Annotated in this window: 14 protein-coding genes; 7 read left to right on the forward strand and 7 right to left on the reverse strand. The window is 42.4% G+C overall.

The genetic code is table 11. The features are described from left to right. Positions 1-201 precede the first annotated feature (201 nt). Positions 202-1,860: an RluA family pseudouridine synthase gene (locus tag IJ00_RS23060; RefSeq protein ID WP_035157154.1), complete on the reverse strand. Its 1,659-nt coding sequence runs from the start codon at positions 1,858-1,860 to the stop codon at positions 202-204. Between the two features lie 487 nt (positions 1,861-2,347). Between IJ00_RS23060 and IJ00_RS23065 the strand changes: the two genes are divergently transcribed. Then, positions 2,348-3,625 carry a glycoside hydrolase family 10 protein gene (locus IJ00_RS23065; protein WP_082127379.1) on the forward strand — a complete coding sequence of 426 codons (1,278 nt, stop codon included), beginning with the start codon at positions 2,348-2,350 and terminating at the stop codon, positions 3,623-3,625. A 90-nt stretch (positions 3,626-3,715) separates the two neighbouring features. On the opposite strand, the gene larC is transcribed toward IJ00_RS23065, so the two are convergent. Then, positions 3,716-4,948, reverse strand: coding sequence for a nickel pincer cofactor biosynthesis protein LarC (gene larC, locus IJ00_RS23070; RefSeq protein ID WP_035157157.1), 1,233 nt, complete (start codon positions 4,946-4,948; stop codon positions 3,716-3,718). Between the two features lie 139 nt (positions 4,949-5,087). On the opposite strand from larC, the gene IJ00_RS23075 reads away from it, so the two are divergent. The 4 genes from IJ00_RS23075 to rbfA all read left to right on the forward strand — a co-directional run bounded on the left by IJ00_RS23075 (position 5,088) and on the right by rbfA (position 8,452). Continuing rightward, positions 5,088-5,741 carry an L-threonylcarbamoyladenylate synthase gene (locus IJ00_RS23075; protein WP_035157159.1) on the forward strand — a complete coding sequence of 218 codons (654 nt, stop codon included), beginning with the start codon at positions 5,088-5,090 and terminating at the stop codon, positions 5,739-5,741. A 406-nt stretch (positions 5,742-6,147) separates the two neighbouring features. Further along, entirely contained in the window at positions 6,148-7,359 is a 1,212-nt protein-coding gene (locus tag IJ00_RS23080; protein WP_035157161.1) for a HetZ-related protein, read from the forward strand. Between the two features lie 390 nt (positions 7,360-7,749). Continuing rightward, the gene (locus tag IJ00_RS27920; protein ID WP_082127380.1) at positions 7,750-7,956 is read left to right on the forward strand and encodes a DUF751 family protein; all 207 of its coding nucleotides are present in this window, start codon (positions 7,750-7,752) and stop codon (positions 7,954-7,956) included. Positions 7,957-8,038: 82 nt separating this feature from the next. After that, a complete protein-coding gene (gene rbfA, locus IJ00_RS23090; protein WP_035157165.1) occupies positions 8,039-8,452 on the forward strand; it encodes a 30S ribosome-binding factor RbfA in 414 nt (137 codons plus the stop codon). A gap of 178 nt (positions 8,453-8,630) precedes the next feature. On the opposite strand, the gene IJ00_RS23095 is transcribed toward rbfA, so the two are convergent. Next, positions 8,631-8,837 (reverse strand): hypothetical protein, encoded by a 207-nt coding sequence (locus IJ00_RS23095; protein WP_035157167.1) that lies wholly within the window; start codon positions 8,835-8,837, stop codon positions 8,631-8,633. Between the two features lie 178 nt (positions 8,838-9,015). On the opposite strand from IJ00_RS23095, the gene mnmE reads away from it, so the two are divergent. Then, a complete protein-coding gene (gene mnmE / locus IJ00_RS23100) occupies positions 9,016-10,398 on the forward strand; it encodes a tRNA uridine-5-carboxymethylaminomethyl(34) synthesis GTPase MnmE (protein WP_035157170.1) in 1,383 nt (460 codons plus the stop codon). A gap of 8 nt (positions 10,399-10,406) precedes the next feature. On the opposite strand, the gene IJ00_RS23105 is transcribed toward mnmE, so the two are convergent. Then, positions 10,407-11,642, reverse strand: coding sequence for an SRPBCC family protein (locus tag IJ00_RS23105; RefSeq protein WP_168163521.1), 1,236 nt, complete (start codon positions 11,640-11,642; stop codon positions 10,407-10,409). Between the two features lie 551 nt (positions 11,643-12,193). Continuing rightward, the gene (locus IJ00_RS23110) at positions 12,194-13,924 is read right to left on the reverse strand and encodes an iron uptake porin (protein ID WP_046814900.1); all 1,731 of its coding nucleotides are present in this window, start codon (positions 13,922-13,924) and stop codon (positions 12,194-12,196) included. A 166-nt stretch (positions 13,925-14,090) separates the two neighbouring features. Between IJ00_RS23110 and IJ00_RS23115 the strand changes: the two genes are divergently transcribed. Beyond that, positions 14,091-16,448 carry a hypothetical protein gene (locus IJ00_RS23115; protein WP_035157173.1) on the forward strand — a complete coding sequence of 786 codons (2,358 nt, stop codon included), beginning with the start codon at positions 14,091-14,093 and terminating at the stop codon, positions 16,446-16,448. A gap of 66 nt (positions 16,449-16,514) precedes the next feature. Here the strand turns inward: IJ00_RS23115 and IJ00_RS23120 are convergent, their stop codons facing one another. Together IJ00_RS23120 and thiD are read right to left on the reverse strand one after the other, a co-directional pair. Continuing rightward, on the reverse strand, positions 16,515-16,694 hold the full coding sequence (locus tag IJ00_RS23120; RefSeq protein WP_035157175.1) for a hypothetical protein: 180 nt from the start codon (positions 16,692-16,694) through the stop codon (positions 16,515-16,517). 174 nt (positions 16,695-16,868) lie between these two features. After that, positions 16,869-17,738, reverse strand: a complete 870-nt coding sequence (gene thiD / locus IJ00_RS23125) for a bifunctional hydroxymethylpyrimidine kinase/phosphomethylpyrimidine kinase (RefSeq protein WP_035159511.1) — start codon at positions 17,736-17,738, stop codon at positions 16,869-16,871. Positions 17,739-18,012 lie beyond the last annotated feature (274 nt).

Below are 18,012 nucleotides of genomic sequence, written 5' to 3' on the forward strand. Positions count from 1 at the left end.
GAGAAAAGCAAGCAAGTTCTGATGCTGCGGCTGACCAATCTCTATTTTCCTTCTGCCAGTCCCAACTCTCCCCTGATCGTCTTTCAGGTTCGTTATCTTCGGTCATTCCATATAGTGCAAATAGTGTTATTTTACCACCATGCCCCCAATATTAAATTCCCGGCAAAATAGGCGCTTAAGTCGAATTATTCCGCAGTTAACTTAAAAATCTGCCTCCACTCGCAATGTCATATTCTCTTGCAAACCAGGATGATAAAAAGAAATTTCCCTGGCATGGAGATGTAAGCGAGGTGCTGCTTTTTCACATCCATAGAGGCGATCGCCTAAAATTGCCTTTCCAATTCCCCGACTGTCAGCAGCATGAACCCGTAATTGGTGAGTTCGCCCAGTGAAAGGTATAAATTCTATCCTTGTATATTCTCCTTCCCTGCCCATTACCTGAAATTTTGTCAGGCTTTCCTTCCCATATACAAAATTGACTTCCTGGTAGGGGCGCTGTTCGGGATTTCCCCATAAAGGCAAATTAATTACACCACAATCAGTATTTACTACACCCCCGATTACAGCCTCATATATCTTGTGAATTTGTCGTTGCTGAAATTGTTGACTCAGATGACGATAGGTGTGTAAATCTTTTGCTATCAAGAGAATTCCTGATGTTTCCCTGTCTAAACGATGCACAGCAGTGAATTGGGTATCCTCAGAAAATTCTTGATGTAAACGACTCACCACACAATCTTGGGTATCAAAATAGCGCCCCGGTACTGAGAGCAAACCAGGAGGTTTATTGACAGCAATTAACCATTCATCTTGATAAATAATCGTTAATTCTTGCTTATCCCCTGCCACATACCCCACATCTGGCTGCATCATGTCAGATTTCATTCCAGACAGTAAAAAACCCATTATCGGTTGACAGCGATCGCTACAAGCACCGTAGAATTTTCCGGGAACCTTATCATCACCAGTAGAACCCCACCAAAATTCCGCGATCGCCACTGGTTTTAACTGATGAGTCGCTGCATAGTGTAGTAACTTGGGAGCGCAGCAATCACCTGTACCCGTTGGTAAACCACCTAATCCTAATTCTTCTAGAGACAGAGATTTGCCCGCAAAATTTGTCAAAGTATAAACAGCGTGCATCTGTGACTGTAATTTCCGAGATAATTCTTGACGCTGCCGCTTTAATTTCCGTATTTCCTCATCAGCTTCGGCAACAATTTCGATAAAAGGCTGTAAAGTAGCATTGCGTTCCCGTTTGAAATTACGGCGTTCAATCCCCTCTTTGCGGCTCTCTTCATCCAACTTCTCTATTTCTTGCCCCAGTATTTCCTCTGATGACAACGTGCTTAATATTTGGCGCTTAACTTGTCTCTCCTGCTGACTCTGCTGGTGCCGCGATCGCATCCGTTGCCAACCTTCCTCAAACTCATTTAGTAAAATTTTATACTCTACCCGTTGTGGTAACTGTTCCAGGGCTATCAACTTTTGCTTAATATATTCCAGCTCTGCCAAAGTTTTTGCCTCCGCAAAAGCCACCTTTTCCCTCCCAGGAATTGCGGGAACCCAACCCTTACCCACACCATCTAGCAACCCGGAAAATGCTTTCAGTACCCTTTGTTCCCCATTGGCAAGCTGTACTAGTAATACGCCGTACATTTTGCCCTCACGGCTATAAAAATTGTTACTACCAAGGAGTTCCATTAAACCGTGGGCGATCGCCTCTACTAAGGGAGTACGTGGCAACCGCAATATTTCTCCGGTTTGGGGGCATTTTCCTTCATAATAGTAAGTGGGAGATGGGTCATTAGGTATAAAATCAATACTGATAAAATCCGTAAGTGGTTGTAGTAATGTCATGGGTAGTTTTTCTCATATCTCAACAGTTAGGGAATCTTTTCATACAAAATATATATTGAAACTATAGAGATGAATGATTGATAATTCATATCCAATCTCCATCCACCAAATAAATTACATCTGCTTTTCTCGTCTTTTCCAGTCAAATATTGATTGCAAAATCCATCATCAAAGATGCTAGGGAAGCTGAGATAGAGCCATAAATCTCGGATATTTTTCTTGCTCTCGCCATTTTCCAACATACAGTATCGATGAAACTGGCATAAAGGTAAAATTTGAGAAAGTAGTGAGAAATACTGAAAGTTATCAGCCAGGGTAAATCGGTAAAATTAGCAATTACAAGTTGTTGTTGGCACAAATAGACTACTGAATACGTCAGTCAGTTTATGGCGCTTGTATCACTTAGTTTGATGCAAGATTTTCCGGTGCTGAAAAGATATTTACCTTCAGCATTTATGACTCATCACTGAACATTCCTTAAGGCAACATGGCGATTCAATTTTATCAACAAAGATTCATCCGTTTATTTCCCAAGGGCAAATTCCCTGAAATATCCCAAGTTCGTAACTACTTTCTCAGGCGTTTGTTCCCCCTATTAATGCTATTATCCTTCACCATAACCCTTGTTATCGGTAATTTAATTTCGCCATTCTTTATTCAAGAAACAAGTGTTTTTGCCCAACAATCTCGGCAAGAAATCCGTGGTGTTTGGATAACAAATAATGACTTTGATATTCTCAGACATCGAGCCAAAGTTCAAGAAGCTGTCACCCAACTGCGAGAACTGAATTTTAATACTATCTATCCTGTAGTTTGGAATTCTGGTTATGTGATGTATCCTAGTGCAGTTGCCCAACGGAGAGGGATTCAACCCTTTGTTTATAAAGGTTCAGATGGGCATGATATTTTAGCTGATTTAGTTACCCAAGCTCACCGCCAAAACCTGCTAGTGATTCCCTGGTTTGAGTTTGGTTTTATGGCTCCTCCCACCTCAGAATTAGCATTAAATCATGAAAGCTGGCTGACACAAAAACGTGATGGGACACAAACTTCAATTAGTGCAGGGGGAGAAGTCGTTTGGTTAAATCCCTTTCGCCCAGAAGTACAGGAATTTATTAGTAATTTAATTTTAGAAGTTGTCAGTAATTATGATGTCGATGGCATTCAATTTGATGACCACATGAGTTTACCCCATGAATTTGGCTATGATCAATATACGGTAAATTTATATAGACAGGAAACTGGAAATAATCCTCCCAACAATCCCAAAGATGCCGCTTGGGTGAAATGGAGAGCAGATAAAATCACCGATTTTATGGTAAGACTTAATCAAATGGTGAAAGCCAGAAAAGCTAATGCGATTTTCTCTGTATCTCCGAATTACTATGATTTTGCCTATAAATTACAGCTACAAGATTGGTTAAATTGGGTAAGATTGGATATCGTTGATGAGTTGATTATGCAAGTTTATCGCTCTGATTTGAATAGTTTTACCGATAAGATTTCCCGGGCAGAAATCCAAGAAACCCAACAAAAAATTCCTACAGCCATTGGGATTATGGCAGGATTACGTAATAATCAAGTTTCTATGGGACGAATTCAATCCCAAGTCAGAGCAGTACAACAAAGGGGTTTAGGTGCTGTTTTCTTCTACTATGAAAGTCTGTGGGAAGATGCCCCAGAATCCCCTAGTGAAAGACAAGCAGGTTTTCAAAGACTTTTTCCCTATCCCGCAGTACGTTTAACTTCTAGCCCGAATTATTAAGAGTCTGAATTCAGATTCTGCTTAATTACGAATTTTTGGAAGACTTCAACTTGCAAAGGTTGGAGTTTTCACTATTTAGCTACTTTGAACTTATTTTTGCAGATGCCAAGCTTGAATAGCTAAACGTTGAATTTCTCGCCACGGTACCTGATGGTTTCGTGCTAGCTGGGCACAGTCATCATACTCCGGTTGCACATTGAGAATCTGTTTTTCTCCTGCCCTTTCTTGCCAAGCAATTTTGACTTTTACGGCACCATAATCGGTGTTAACTTCTTGAAGCTCTCTGTGGAGAATTGCCCGTTGTTGCGTCGAGCGACGGATACCCAGGGTAGTAGTTTCTCGAAACAGTATGGCTTCACATTCTGCAACTTTTTCCGGATGACAAATCACAGTTAATAAAATCCCAGGGCGGGATTTTTTCATGCCAATCCCCTGGGTAAAAACATCCAATGCACCAATATGGAATAATTCTTCCATCACATAACCGATAGCTTGGGGACTGATATCATCTATCTGGGTTTCCAGAGTGACAATCGTCTCTAAATCTGGATTCTCTGCTTCTGCTTCCCCTAACCACAAACGTAAAACATTTGGTACTGATAAATTTAATGTACCCGCACCCAATCCAGTTTGCTGAATTTTCATTCTAGGTGGTGAGCCAAAATCCACTGCTAATGTCGTGGCGATCGCTGCACCTGTAGGCGTGACTAATTCTTTCTCAATCCCATTACTATAAACTGGACAACCCCGCATTTCCCAAAGTTTCAAAACTGCTGGTACCGGCACAGTCATCACCCCATGGGCAGCTTTCACCGTGCCCCCCCCCGTCGGCATAGGGGAACAATATAACCTCTCAACCCCTAACCAATCCAAACCCAAACAACTACCCACAATATCCACAATTGCATCTACCGCACCCACCTCATGAAAATGAACTTTTTCCGGTGCAATCCCATGAACAGCCCCCTCAGCCACAGCTAGCTGACGAAAAACAGCTAAACTCCAAGCCTCTGCCCTAGGTGGTAAACTGGCTTTGAGAATCATCTGCTCAATTTCTGGTAAATGGCGACCATGATGATGATTGTGGTGATGGTGATGACCATGATCATGGTGATGAGCATCCACAAGCTCTACGTGAACCTTAGTTGCCTCTTGACCATGACGCTGTACTGACTCTTGCCATAGCTTATACTCATGTTCAATTCCTAAGCCACGGAACTTGCTAACTAAATAATCTATGGGAACTCCTAAACTTACCAAAGCTCCCAAAAACATATCGCCGGAAATTCCTGTCGGACATTGAAGGTAAGCAATTTTACTCATAATATTTTGTTATGTACTTTAGTTACAGCTGTTTGCGATAGACAACAAAACGACAAGATTCACAAGTTATTCCCCCATCGCTTTTCCAGCGAGAAATATATTAACGCACCTTCCCCTTTCCCTTACCCCATCCCTTCCTATGGCAAAAATCTTCTCAGTTCATCCTGAAAACCCCCAAACCCGTCGAATAGAAGAGATAAAAGCAGCACTAGCCAACGGTGCAGTCATGCTTTACCCAACTGATACGGTTTATGCGATCGGTTGCGATCTCAACGCTAAATCAGCTGTGGAGCGGGTACGCAAAATCAAGCAGCTAGCAAATGATAAACCACTGACATTTCTCTGTCCATCTCTCTCAAACGTTGCTACCTACGCTGATGTTAGTGATACTGCCTACAGGTTAATGAAGCGCTTAATTCCTGGACCATACACGTTTTTACTCCCTGCGACAAAGTTAGTACCGCGACTGGTACAAAACCCCAAGCGCAAAACCACAGGAATTCGTGTGCCAGATCATGGGGTATGTTCAGCCTTACTAGCAGCATTGGGTAATCCAATTATTTCTACCTCTGCCCACCTGCCACCCCCAGAAACCGATGATGATTATTGGCAAGAGGAAGTAGAGCAGGAAATTACCAGGCTAGAGTTATTTGAACGGTTGGACAAGGTGGTGGATATTATTGTGGATACTGGCGAGGAACCCACTGATAAGGTGTCTACGATTTTGGACTTGACGGGAGAAGAACCGATGATGATTCGACAAGGTTTAGGTTGGGAGAATGTGACTTGGTAGGGAAAGATGGGTGACAGTTGGTAGGTTGGGAAATATACTGATAAGCATCTCAAAGGCAGAATATATAAGCATCACAGCCATGATAGGTGATTTCGGAAACAAAGCAGAATCTGCTCCAGTTTGTGAATTGTCATATTTATCAGGTTGGTAGCAGGTTAAATGCTGAATCGATGAAAGGCTGAGGCAGTAAGATTTTTCAGTACTTTGGCGGACTTGGCTCTATTGGTGTGACACTGGCTGTTTAGTTACTGTTCGAGAAAGCGACACAATTGACGCACCGGAACTTCCATAGTTTTTATACATTCATAAGTGTGAGCAGCGCAGCAAATTCCGACGAAGAATTGCCCAAGACTTTTCTGAATCTCTGCGTTGTTGCCCAGGTGCAGTATTCCTACCAGTAACAGTCATGAACGTCAATATCGCCAACTCTACCACCCCATCTAGCCATCGCTTACTCTCTGACGAATCTACCAATAACTTTACAGAAGCTTTAGTTAAGTTACTTTGCCAAGAAATGCAAAGACAGGTGAAGGCTACACCTGAGTCCGTAGAAGTCTTAGCTAGTCGGATTGTTAAAGAAGTCGAAAGAATTTGTGAAAAGAGCTACAGAATTCAGAAATCTGGTCAAATTCGCTCTTGGTTGTTGAATTTAGCCCGTCATCGCTTACAAAAATGTCTACGTTACTATCAATTAGGTTCTAAGCAAGGCAGAGTTGAGTTACATAGCAGCTTAGGTTCTATGGTGTATCGCCATGTGGTGATAGCTAATAATGATTTAGGTTTTCAAGGTCGTTATAGTCTAATTGAAGATTTTCTCCAAGCTTTTTATATCGAAGCAATTAAAGCTTTCCGTCGAGAAAACGAATTGCCCGAAGATTATTCTCCACGTACCCAGATTCAGTTAGCTGAGTACATGGCATTTACAGAACAGTATGCCAAAAGACGGATTAATTTACCTGGTGGTGCTAGTCAACAATTGATTATTCTGCGCGCTCAAAGCTTTGCCCGTCGGCAACCCCAGGAAACCACTGTGGATATTGAGATGGCTGTGGAAGGTGGTAGAAGTGAAGAGGCTGAATCCTATCAACGCAGCTCCGCAGTACAACAGGTACGATCGCAGTTAGTTTCCCACGGTAACTTTGACCCCGCAGAGGATTCGGAGCGCGATCGCGTAGTTGCAGAACTGGTAAAATACCTAGAGGCTCAAAATCAACATGATTGTGTAGATTACCTGAGCTTGAAGTTACAAGACTTATCTGCTCCAGAAATTGACCAAATTCTCGGTTTAACCAGTCGTCAACGGGACTATCTCCAACAAAGATTTAAATACCATGTGGAAAAATTTGCTCGCATTCATCACTGGCAATTAGTTCATCAGTGGTTAGGTGCTGGCTTAGAGCAAAAACTCGGACTTTCTTCCCAACAGTGGGAGCGCTTCCTGAATCAACTGTCTGAACAACAAAAGCAAATTCTCCAACTCAAAGCAGCTAAAGAAAATGACCAGGCGATCGCCAAAGCCGTAAAATGTACTCCCAAGCAACTGCAAAAACGTTGGACACAGCTACTTGAATTAGCCTATGCTATCCGCAACAATAGCAGTGAGATTCCCACTGCCTAAGGAGTAATCAGAGATTTTATTCAAGATAGTATTTATTACCTTAATCCGAGATAAACACAGAATCAACTAGGCAAATGCTCACTAGATGTTGAATTCTTCTCAACTTACTCCTATCTGGAATCAATGTATACCCTAATCAACTTATATAATCTGTCAAAACTCCTCCCCCATTTCCTTGGGGGATTAATGTTTTTATTCTCCTATATTCCATTACTCCACTAGCGATTGCTGTTTCCCCAGGAATAGCTATAGACTTTGGCAATTTCGGGAAAATTATCTCACACCTGGAATTTGTAGCAGTCTGCCATGGGCTTTCTGCCCCCAACATTGTAAAATACTAAAAGTAAATCAGACTATTCACAATTTATAACAAGGTAATCTCAATTTATAATGTTCGATGGATTTTGGAATAACGTTCTTCGGTACTTCCGCTACTTTATTACAACTCTTTTGGGTGTCCTCTTAAATACCTTCGCACCCCTTGCACCTTTATTGAAGCGCCCCATCACCTCCATCGCTTTAGTTGGGTTCCTCGTCAGTGGCTTCATTTTTGTCACCTTTACCCTACGAGCAATGCTAGGATTCGGTACAATTTAAGTTCAGGATTATTTTTGGGTCTAAGTCCCAGCTAATTCTCACTGGTTCGTTTTGTCTAACCTCTGTCAGGAGGCTTTTATTTATGGCTACAGATCGCCGTGTTTCCCGTGTCGCTGAACTCATCAAACGGGAAGTTAGCCAAATGCTACTTAACGGTATCAAAGATGACCGTGTTGGTACTGGGATGGTCAGCGTGACTGATGTTTATGTATCTGGCGATTTGCAGCACGCCAAAATTTATGTCAGTATCTATGGTACAGATTCAGCTAAAGCCGCAACAATGGCTGGTTTGAAGTCAGCTACAGGTTTTGTGCGTAGTGAGTTAGGTGCAAGGGTGCGTTTACGTCGTACCCCAGAAGTCATCTTTATTGAAGATAGCTCCATTGAACGTGGCAATAAGGTATTGTCTTTGTTGAATCGGATTAGTCAGGAACGTTCTACTTCTGAAGAGCTAGCTGATGGGGAAGTGGAAAGCACAACAACTCAGGAGGAATAATGGACTGGTGATAGGAATTGGGAAAGGAAAAGGGGATATTTCTACCCATTTTTTTCAACATTGACTGATGTTTACCTTTCCCTATCATCAGACATAATCTTTTTAGTCAGAGATTATGAACGGATAAAGACTTTCCTGAGAACGTCTTGATGTAGTCAAATAATTAATCAGGAAGTTTTTAGATATCTTCCGGTAAAACCCATTTAGGAGGCGCAGCAAGTTTTTTCATCCTGGCAATTTCAGCCATTTCAATCATCTTGTCTAATGATGTTTCCGCGATGAATTTTGATGCTGCTTCTCTGTACTCAATGTTGGGACATTTATCACCAAGTACGCAACCATTTACACAGGCTTCCTGACAATTAATCTTAGTGGCTTCTTCCATATAAACCTCTAGATTTCTCCTCTCAATTAACAGATAGTAATCGTATCTGCTAGGCACATATACTTTACCAGAATTATCTTATCGTTACTTTGATATGGGAAAAGTTCATGGCTAGAAGGATGTAGGGAATAGAAAGGATTCAATATTTGACGCTGGTTTTTTCTGGGATTGACACATTATGTCAGAAATTTTTGCTACAACTGGAACGATCGCCGCGATCGCCACTGCCATTGTGCCACAACAGGGGAGTGTGGGAATTGTGCGGGTATCGGGAACAGAAGCATTAGCCATTGCCCGGAAGTTGTTCCACGCCCCAGGAAAGCAAGTTTGGGATAGTCATCGCATCCTCTACGGTTATATCCATCACCCCCAAACCCAGGAGATGGTAGATGAAGCCTTACTACTAATTATGCTTGCTCCCCGCTCCTATACCCGTGAAGATGTGGTGGAGTTCCAGTGTCATGGGGGAATTATTGCCGTACAGCAAGTTTTGCAACTTTGTCTGAGCCAGGGAGCCAGACTTGCCCAACCGGGAGAATTTACCCTGAGAGCCTTTTTAAACGGTAGGTTAGATTTAACCCAGGCAGAAAGCATTACCGACTTGGTGGGCGCACAGTCACCCCAAGCAGCCCAAAGCGCTCTCGCTGGATTACAGGGAAAACTTGCCTCTCCCATTCGTCAATTACGTCATCAATGTCTAGATATTTTAGCGGAAATTGAAGCGCGCATTGATTTTGAGGATGATTTACCACCTTTGGATTGTAATCTCATTATCGCAGAAATTCACCGCCTCAGAGCAGAAATTTCTCGGCTTCTGGGCACCGCAGATCAGGGCGAATTATTACGAACAGGCTTAAAAGTGGCAATTGTCGGTCGTCCCAATGTTGGGAAATCCAGTTTATTGAATGCTTGGAGCCAGAGCGATCGCGCCATTGTCACCGATTTACCAGGAACTACTAGGGATGTGGTGGAATCTCAGTTAGTCGTGGGGGGAATTCCTGTACAAGTCTTAGATACGGCGGGGATTCGAGAAACTGTTGATCAAGTGGAGAAAATTGGTGTAGAGCGATCGCGTCGTGCCGCTCAATTTGCAGATTTAGTTCTATTCGCCATAGATGCAGCTAGGGGATGGACAGAAGAAGATCAGGAAATTTATGCCCAAGTGCAACAGCGTCCCCTAATTTTGGTAATCAACAAAACGGATTTAGCCCCACCAGATACAGTCACCTATCCCAGGGAAATTCATCCAGTGGTTTTCACCGCAGCAGCCCAAAATCAAGGCATAGATCACCTAGAAGCAGCAATTTTAACAAAAGTCCAAGCAGGTAAACTACAAGCGGCTGATTTAGATTTTGCCATCAATCAACGGCAAGCCGCAGCTTTACTCACAGCCAAAACATCTCTAGAACAGTTAGAACAAACCATAGAGCAAGATTTTCCCCTCGACTTCTGGACAATAGACTTACGAGGGGCAATCCATGCTTTAGGGGAAATTACGGGAGAAGAAGTGACTGAATCTGTTTTAGAGAGAATTTTCAGTCGCTTTTGTATTGGTAAATAAATACCGCCCTATTCTCTTTCTCCTTTAATTCCTACGAATCCAGCCAATCTTGCTAATTTATGATTGTCAGCGTCTTTGAAAGGTGTAGAAAGATGAGATTCAGTCATGAAATTCACTAAACGTTCTCCCCGTTCAAAGGCTAGGAGTCGTCTTTGGGGTATGTCATAAAAATACTTAGAAATTATTCCCCCCTGAATTTCCAGAGGTAGGATGGTATTGAGCATTTTCATGTAACTGGGAAAATACCTCTCTGGTAACTCCTGCTGCAAACGATGGGCTGATTTATAGAAAATATCTGCCATTAAAATATAGTCGGCTCTGAATCTGGCATAGCTAAACTGATGGCTGTAGTGGTGGTAGTACACTTCTGCGAGGGCACGGGGTAAATCTTCCTCAATGTGAGCTTCCACACCCTTCATCAAGCCATAGACAAAAGCCCTAGCATCTCCATCCTCATACTTACCCTCTTCCATCGCTTGAAAAGCTATCCGCCATTGGGATTCCACTAAGCCCGAAGTTTCTCCCATCCAACGCATCAGATTATCGTAATAATAGTCATGAAAACGAGGAATCAAACGTAATAACCATCCTTGGTGAGTTATACGCCCTTCACGGCAAGCTTGCAGTTGATATTCTGTCACATACTCATAGACACGGGTAAACCAACATTTTGGATCCCCTGCTGCTGCAAGCCTATCTGCCGTCATCCTTTGTTCTAGTAAAACTTTTTCCGCTCGCTCCCATAGTTCAGGTATTTTCTGACTTTCATCTAGATTCCTATCGAGGGAGGGAAAATTTTTCACCGGAGCATTTTTGACAACCTTCGCTAATTGCTTCAGACTCTGGGTAATTTGCTCTTCTAGGATAATTCGGGCAATTTTAGGTAAAATCGGCAAGAAAAACTCATAATCAACATCCCACCTGAGGAGTGTTTTTTCTCCTTGGGGAATTAACTGAATTTCGCCGCGATGGTATCTGATAAATTTGCCTTGAAAGACTCGATAGACAAACCTTTTTGGTGGTTGGCAATGTTCAATAACTTCTTTGAGAATAATATCTCCCCCAGGAATGTTGATCGTTACTTGACGGGTTCCACCAATACTGGCTGCTTGGGAGCGATCGCCCGGTTCTAGTGTTTCAATGAAGGCTGTAGACCAGGTATTAATATATTGGGGGTCGGTGATGAAAGACCAGACTGCTTGGGGTGGCGCTGGCAGATACTCGAAAAATACTAGCTTTACCAAGATTTTCTCCTGTATAAAGTCTTGAACAATATCTCCAATTGAATCTACGATGAGATTCACAACGGGAAGAAATATTGCCTTCCCAGAACATACCCAAATAATTTTAATTAATAGTTAATAACTTATACCAAATATTCTATTTCATCAATAAGACTTAAGCCACTTGTTGCAATTGGATAAAATATGTTATGCGGATTTCCAGTATTTTATTAACGAATAATTAGGATTTATTACAAAATGTAGTATTTTTTATACAAAAAATAAAAGATTTCAATATGTAGAAAAATGTCATAAAAATACTTGATTACATGGGTCTTTTGTGCGTTTGATGAAATTCATTATTTAGGCTTAAATAGCTAAAAACAGCTCCAGGATAGAGATTAGAGGAATTTCTCTGAGAATGCTTTGATTTATCCCAAAATTAGGGAATTTAATATTTCTGGCGATCGCCTTTATTGGACGTGAATATCTTGGATGAAAATACCTCTAAATTTTACTAGTGATGGCAAAGGAAGCAGGATTATCTGCACCTACTTCCCATGGCAAACAATCTAGAAAGAAAAACTTGTTCTGAGAACACCAACAGTAATTGGATCGTTTTCTGGGGTATGACCTGGTTCCCAAATATGGATAATACCAGGTGTGACACTAATATTGTCAGATACTCGGAAACGATAGAAAGCTTCGATTTGATTGGTGGTTCCGGGTTGACTACCGGGATTACCCACACCACCGTTGAGTAAATCAGGAACGTTAAAACCTACAGGTAAATCACTATTGGTAATTTTTGGCGGTTGTCCAAAATAGATTCCTGCCAAATTCCCCTTGGCAAATAAATCTGGGAAGTTGAGATACACCATATAGTTGGTAGTTTCTACGTTACCTGAGCGACCGGGGATGTAAGAATTGGTATAACCTGCCCAACCTCCTAAATTTACCCGGGATGATAATTGCCAGTTAACAGAAGCACCCACAGCATTTGTTTGTAAAGGCTTAGAAGTACCATTAAAACAATTGATCGCAGTCAAACAATCATCCCCAGCAAACTTTGACAAGTAACCATTACTGGAATAACTATTTACGTAATACAAGCTGATATCGAAGGCATTACTGGGTGTAAATAGTAACTGAGCTGCGGCAGTATAATTCCCGTTAAACAATCCTTTACCCTTTCCGGGGTTGCTGGCGCTGGTACTGTTATAGATAGCTTGTAAACTGGCACTTTTGGCAAACTGCCAGTCAAAGGCAATCCCCGCACCGCTATAACCCATGTTGAGAATTGGGTTTCTTTGGGCGAATACAGAAATCGGTCCAGTGGCACCACTTTCTACCCGGTTTGGTCCTCTAAATGCGCGGATAATGTCTACCCCTGCTGCTCCCACCATCATTGCTAACTTATCAGTCAACATCTGGTGGTAATGTAAATCACTGAGGGTGACATCACCGTTGGTAGAAAGTTCGTAACCAAGGAGAACATCGTGGTTGTATCTGGGGTAATTAGGAAATCTCGGTGCAGAACTACCGTTGGCTGTCAAAAGTCCTGTTACGAGGAAATTACTAGGACTAAATTGGGTTGTGAGAAATAACTGATTGAGGTAAATGACATTAGCATTTGTACCAGCATCATCGGTATCTTTAACACCATTGCGGGGGTTGATATCTCCTCGGTTGTCGCTACGTGCTTGCACACCAACGACGGTCACACCAGTTAACTTAGTAGTTGTAGAAAATTGGTTAGCAGCGATTTCCGCAGTTTGTGCTTCCAATTTATCCACCCGACCGCGTAATGCGGTTAATTCTGCGGCAAATTCGGATTGGAGTTTTTGTAGGGTTTCCAAATCCTGACGCTGGACAAAACTTTGGGTACTTTCTTTAATTAATTGGTCAATTCTTTCTAAGCAGTTATTCAAACCTGCGGCAAATTCATAGCGAGTGATAGCACGTTGACCGCGATAGGTACCGTCTGGATAACCTGCAATACAGCCATAACGCTCTACGAGGGATTGTAGGGCTTGAAATGCCCAATCTGTAGGTTGTACATCTCGCAGTTGAGATACTGATGTTACCTGATCCATAGATTCATCAGGTAAAGTTGGGAAATCACTAGTTTGAGAAGAGATAGAAGTAAAAGTACCATCAGTCAATTGGTCTGTAGATAATTCTGATACTTCTAGGGTTGGTATCTCTTCAGCTAAGACTTGCTGCGGTACGCCATAGATTCCCGCAGCGATTAAGGAGGAAATTACCCAAACTTTACCGTTTTTCACTTTGACTTTACTCACACAGCTACTCAAAGGATGAGCTTATTCAAAATTTCCTGATTCTGACTTGAGTATTTACACGTATTTTGTACCAAAGGACACTTTTTGCCTATGGGCAATAGCCCAGAAGGATGAGTATAAAAGAAAAAACTCATAAAGATTTCTCCGTCATTTATCAATAACTCGTATGGCAAAAAGTTCGCCCAATTCAGCATCTCAAACCCATCTTCCTAGTCCAGATAATGTGGCAGCAACTAAGCGAGTTGTGAAAAAAATTCGTCGGCGTATCAGTAAATCTCAGGAAGAGGAAGCGAGTCAAAAGCAACGTGGTAAATTCGCTGTGTTGGTGGCGATCGCCTTGTTATTGAGTAGTGGCGGTGTGGTGACAGCTTTTGTCTGGATTAGCTTGCAATTTATGTTTAATCCGGATCAGGTGAGTTGGATGAATCAAATTTTACCCACCTGGGCAAAAATACCTTTGGGCAAGGCGGAGAAACCTCAGAGTTTACCGGAAATTCAAACTGGTTTGGGTAATACGGGGCGGGTAGTGGGTAAATTAATTCCCTTAGATACTCAAGAACCGAAGTCTTTTTTAATGCCAATTCTGCGTCAACGGGCAAATTGTCAAGCTGACTGCGAAGAGATTGCGGAGTTACGGGTTTATCAGCAGGTTCCCGATAGGGAGTCACCTTCGGATGCAGAGAAGTACTACTATCGCCTGACACAGTTGCCAGTTACGGGACTAGAGGAATCCTTTGTTCTTGCTCCCCTAGTAGCTGCGGGGGATGAAAACCAAGGTTCGAGCCTGAATTTACCCTTAACGGAGGTAGGAAAGTTTACTGGCAAGACTCCCACTCCTGGAATTTGGCTATATTTGCGTGGACAACGACAGCAAGGAACTAGGGCGATCGCCTATGGGCAAATTGTTCACTACTCTCCCAAACGTCGTCACCTGCAACTGATGAACTCTTGGACAAGTCCCTCTGGGCAACTCCCCCAATGGCAACAGGTAACGGGGAAGGAAACACCGGAATTAGTCGTGGACGAAACCGTGGGTTTAGAACCGCTATTGCGAGTCTATCAAGTTAATGCCACGAAGTTTGTCATCAATCCTGTGGAGTTGGAGGAAATTACCCTGAAGTTCCCGGTTCTCAATGATGCAACCTACGAAAAAGCTTTGCTACTTGCTCGTACTGGATTGTGGACACCTGCACGGGAATTACTCAAGTTAGTGCAGCAACAACAAAAAACCCTTTCTCCTAAAGCACAAGCACAAATTGATGTGATTGCTTTACATTCCCAACTGACCCAAAACCAAGCAAAACGCACCTGGGCAAGTCCAAGTCAACAGGTACTGGCAGATTTAATTGATGGGCAATGGCAAAAAGCTTTACAAGTATTTACCTCTTCTCCCCAAAATGCCCAAGAAATCACCAGTTTATTGAAAGCAGACACTGGGAGGTTGTGGAGTCGTACGGAAGCAGCTTTACAAGTTAACCCTAGCTATAAGGAAGTTCAAGCTTGGGCAGTATTAATCCTAGCAGCGAAGCAGGGTGAACAAACAGCTCTATCCTGGTTACAAAAGCAAAGCAAACCGGAATCGAGCTATGTACAAAATATTCTCAGAACAAGCCAAAACCCTGCCCAGGGAAATTATCCCCATAGCAGTCGGGTAATTGGTACTGCCCAACCTCTAACAGCAATCTCTGAGGGTGAATGGTGGCAACTCAATCCAACTCGTAAACTTCAGCTATTACCAGAGGAGCAGTGGTATCAGGTAGAGGTGACAGCTTTCCATAATGGCAAAAATTGGTTATCTGCTCCCTTTAACAATCTGCAAGTACCTGAAAATAATCCCCAAAAGTTTCTCTGGGATAGTTTGGGTTTGACTAAGGATGCAACCTTGCAAATTGTTCTCTGGTCAAATACTGGCGAACAGCAAAGCACCATCGCCAAAATCCAAGCTGTACAGTTGCAAGCAGGTAAACTGCGGTTGCTCACCACTGCAAGTTCCCTATCCCTACCTACCCAGTTGAAAAACTTAGGTGTCCGTCAACCCATCCCCCTAGCTTTAACTACGGATGCTTTAACATGGGTGCAAACACAACCGATTAGTCTTTCCCAGCTTGATCGCCCCAAAACTGCAAGCATTCTGACCCAAATTTGGCAATCTCTGCAAGCTTCCGGTGAAATTGCTACCGATGAAACACTTAGTATTGACCAACTTGTAGAGCAATTGGGTAATTGGACAATTCAGAAAATCGATTTTACTGACGATCGCCAACCAGAAATCCTCTTAACTATTTCTCCCGACGCGATCGCTAACCTCAAACAAGCCAAGGGAAAACCCACTGGGCAAGGCAATCGCACTCTGATTCTATCGGAAAATGGTAAAATATTATATACTGAATTCAGTAAAAACTCTGAACAAACCCTGATCGCGATCGCGAACTTGGCTGAAATAGAAATTCCCGTCTTACTAGTAGAGAATACCAAAAGCTATAGTATTTTACGCTGGTCAAAGAGTAAACAGCGCTTTGAGTAGCAACCTCCTGCTAACATCTCTACTATAGCGAGCTTGGTACTCTAGGGGTTTAGTTAGGCAGTTAACCTAGTCTTCTGGCTCAATGGTGACTGCTTTTTTCATATTTTGCAGTTGCTGGAGCAAGCAATCTACCTCAGCTTGGAGGTGTAAGAATTTAACTTGCTGATCGACTTGATAAAAAGACCTTGTTAACTTCGCTGCTAAATCGGATTGAGACAAGCGTTCAGAAACAGTTGATGTAGTCATTGTTAATTAAATCCAGAACTCAACTCACACCATTAGAGATATTATAATAGTGTAGTTTGAAGATTTATTAAAATCTCGTATACATTGTATCAGGAAATATAGTGTAACCCTAATGGTGTGCTACTTGACTACAGCAACCAGGCTTTTGTTTCCGGTCAAGGATAAGAGAAAAATTTATTGATTGGCAGGAGACGGTAATTTTCCCAGGTTTTCCAGAAGTAAGGGATAAAAATGTCCTACAGGTCCCTGTCCTGCACCGATATTCAGGGAATGTTGCAGAGCTTGATGGACGTAGTGCTTTCCCTGCTTGACGGCGGTAAACAAATCTGCACCCTTTGCCAAATTTGCCGCGATCGCTGCCGAGAGGGTGCAGCCAGTACCGTGGGTATTCTTAGTCTCAACTGGCTCCATGGTGAGGATTTCCAAGCTCTGCCCATCAAACCACACATCCACACCTCGCCATTTTTCAGCCATTCCTCCACCCTTGACTAAAACGGTTTTTACGCCGAATTTTTGATGAATAATTTCTGCGGCTTGTCGCATATCATCCAAGGTCTGAATTTCTCTACCACTGAGAATCTGTGCTTCATAGCGATTGGGAGTGATAATTTTTGCCAAGGGTAGAAGCAAATTTTGTAAGCTGGCGATCGCGGCATCATCAATAAGTTGCGCTCCTGTACGGGACACCATCACCGGATCCACTACTAAATTTTCTATCTGTAAATCTGCTAGCTGATGGGCAACGGCTGTGATAATTTCCTGGTTGAGGAGCATTCCAGTTTTTACTCCTTGGACACCAATATCTGTGTAAACTGCATGAATTTGAGCAAGGACAGCTTCCACAGCCATGGCATCAACTCGATTCACCCCCAAGGTATTTTGGGCTGTGACGCAGGTAATCGCACTCGTACCATGGACACAGTGAAAAGCAAAGGTGCGTAAATCTGCCTGAATACCTGCACCACCTCCACTATCAGAACCGGCGATTGTTAAAGCTACGGGAATCTGTGCTGGGGGAATTGTATCCTGTTCTTTTGCAGTCATTTTTGTCCAAGCAGTTTTATTCAGTACAAGAAAAATTACTGTTTTATCTTCTTTGCTGTGTCTGTGTGTAGACACATAATAAACAAATGCTGTCAACTGTATTTCAACAACAGTAAATGTTTAAATTAAGTAAGTAAATTTTGATGATTTAAAATCAGGGCTGAAACTATTGCTCTGCAAAGCTTGTGAAAAAGCTGCAAAAAATGCATATACGCCTTCAGTGATTATTAGTATCATAGCATTTCAAAGTCTGATTATCTCGTCAAAGAAGTCG

It is taken from the genome of Calothrix sp. 336/3, assembly GCF_000734895.2.
Taxonomy (GTDB): Bacteria; Cyanobacteriota; Cyanobacteriia; order Cyanobacteriales; family Nostocaceae; genus 336-3.

Coding starts and splice junctions, on each gene's coding strand:
- thiD (WP_035159511.1), bottom strand. CDS start 17,738: ATGACTGCAAAAGAACAGGATACAATTCCCCCAGCACAGATTCCCGTA.
- IJ00_RS23115 (WP_035157173.1), top strand. CDS start 14,091: ATGGCAAAAAGTTCGCCCAATTCAGCATCTCAAACCCATCTTCCTAGT.
- IJ00_RS23080 (WP_035157161.1), top strand. CDS start 6,148: ATGAACGTCAATATCGCCAACTCTACCACCCCATCTAGCCATCGCTTA.
- IJ00_RS23065 (WP_082127379.1), top strand. CDS start 2,348: ATGGCGATTCAATTTTATCAACAAAGATTCATCCGTTTATTTCCCAAG.
- IJ00_RS23075 (WP_035157159.1), top strand. CDS start 5,088: ATGGCAAAAATCTTCTCAGTTCATCCTGAAAACCCCCAAACCCGTCGA.
- IJ00_RS23095 (WP_035157167.1), bottom strand. CDS start 8,837: ATGGAAGAAGCCACTAAGATTAATTGTCAGGAAGCCTGTGTAAATGGT.
- IJ00_RS23060 (WP_035157154.1), bottom strand. CDS start 1,860: ATGACATTACTACAACCACTTACGGATTTTATCAGTATTGATTTTATA.
- larC (WP_035157157.1), bottom strand. CDS start 4,948: ATGAGTAAAATTGCTTACCTTCAATGTCCGACAGGAATTTCCGGCGAT.
- IJ00_RS27920 (WP_082127380.1), top strand. CDS start 7,750: ATGTTCGATGGATTTTGGAATAACGTTCTTCGGTACTTCCGCTACTTT.
- rbfA (WP_035157165.1), top strand. CDS start 8,039: ATGGCTACAGATCGCCGTGTTTCCCGTGTCGCTGAACTCATCAAACGG.
- mnmE (WP_035157170.1), top strand. CDS start 9,016: ATGTCAGAAATTTTTGCTACAACTGGAACGATCGCCGCGATCGCCACT.
- IJ00_RS23120 (WP_035157175.1), bottom strand. CDS start 16,694: ATGACTACATCAACTGTTTCTGAACGCTTGTCTCAATCCGATTTAGCA.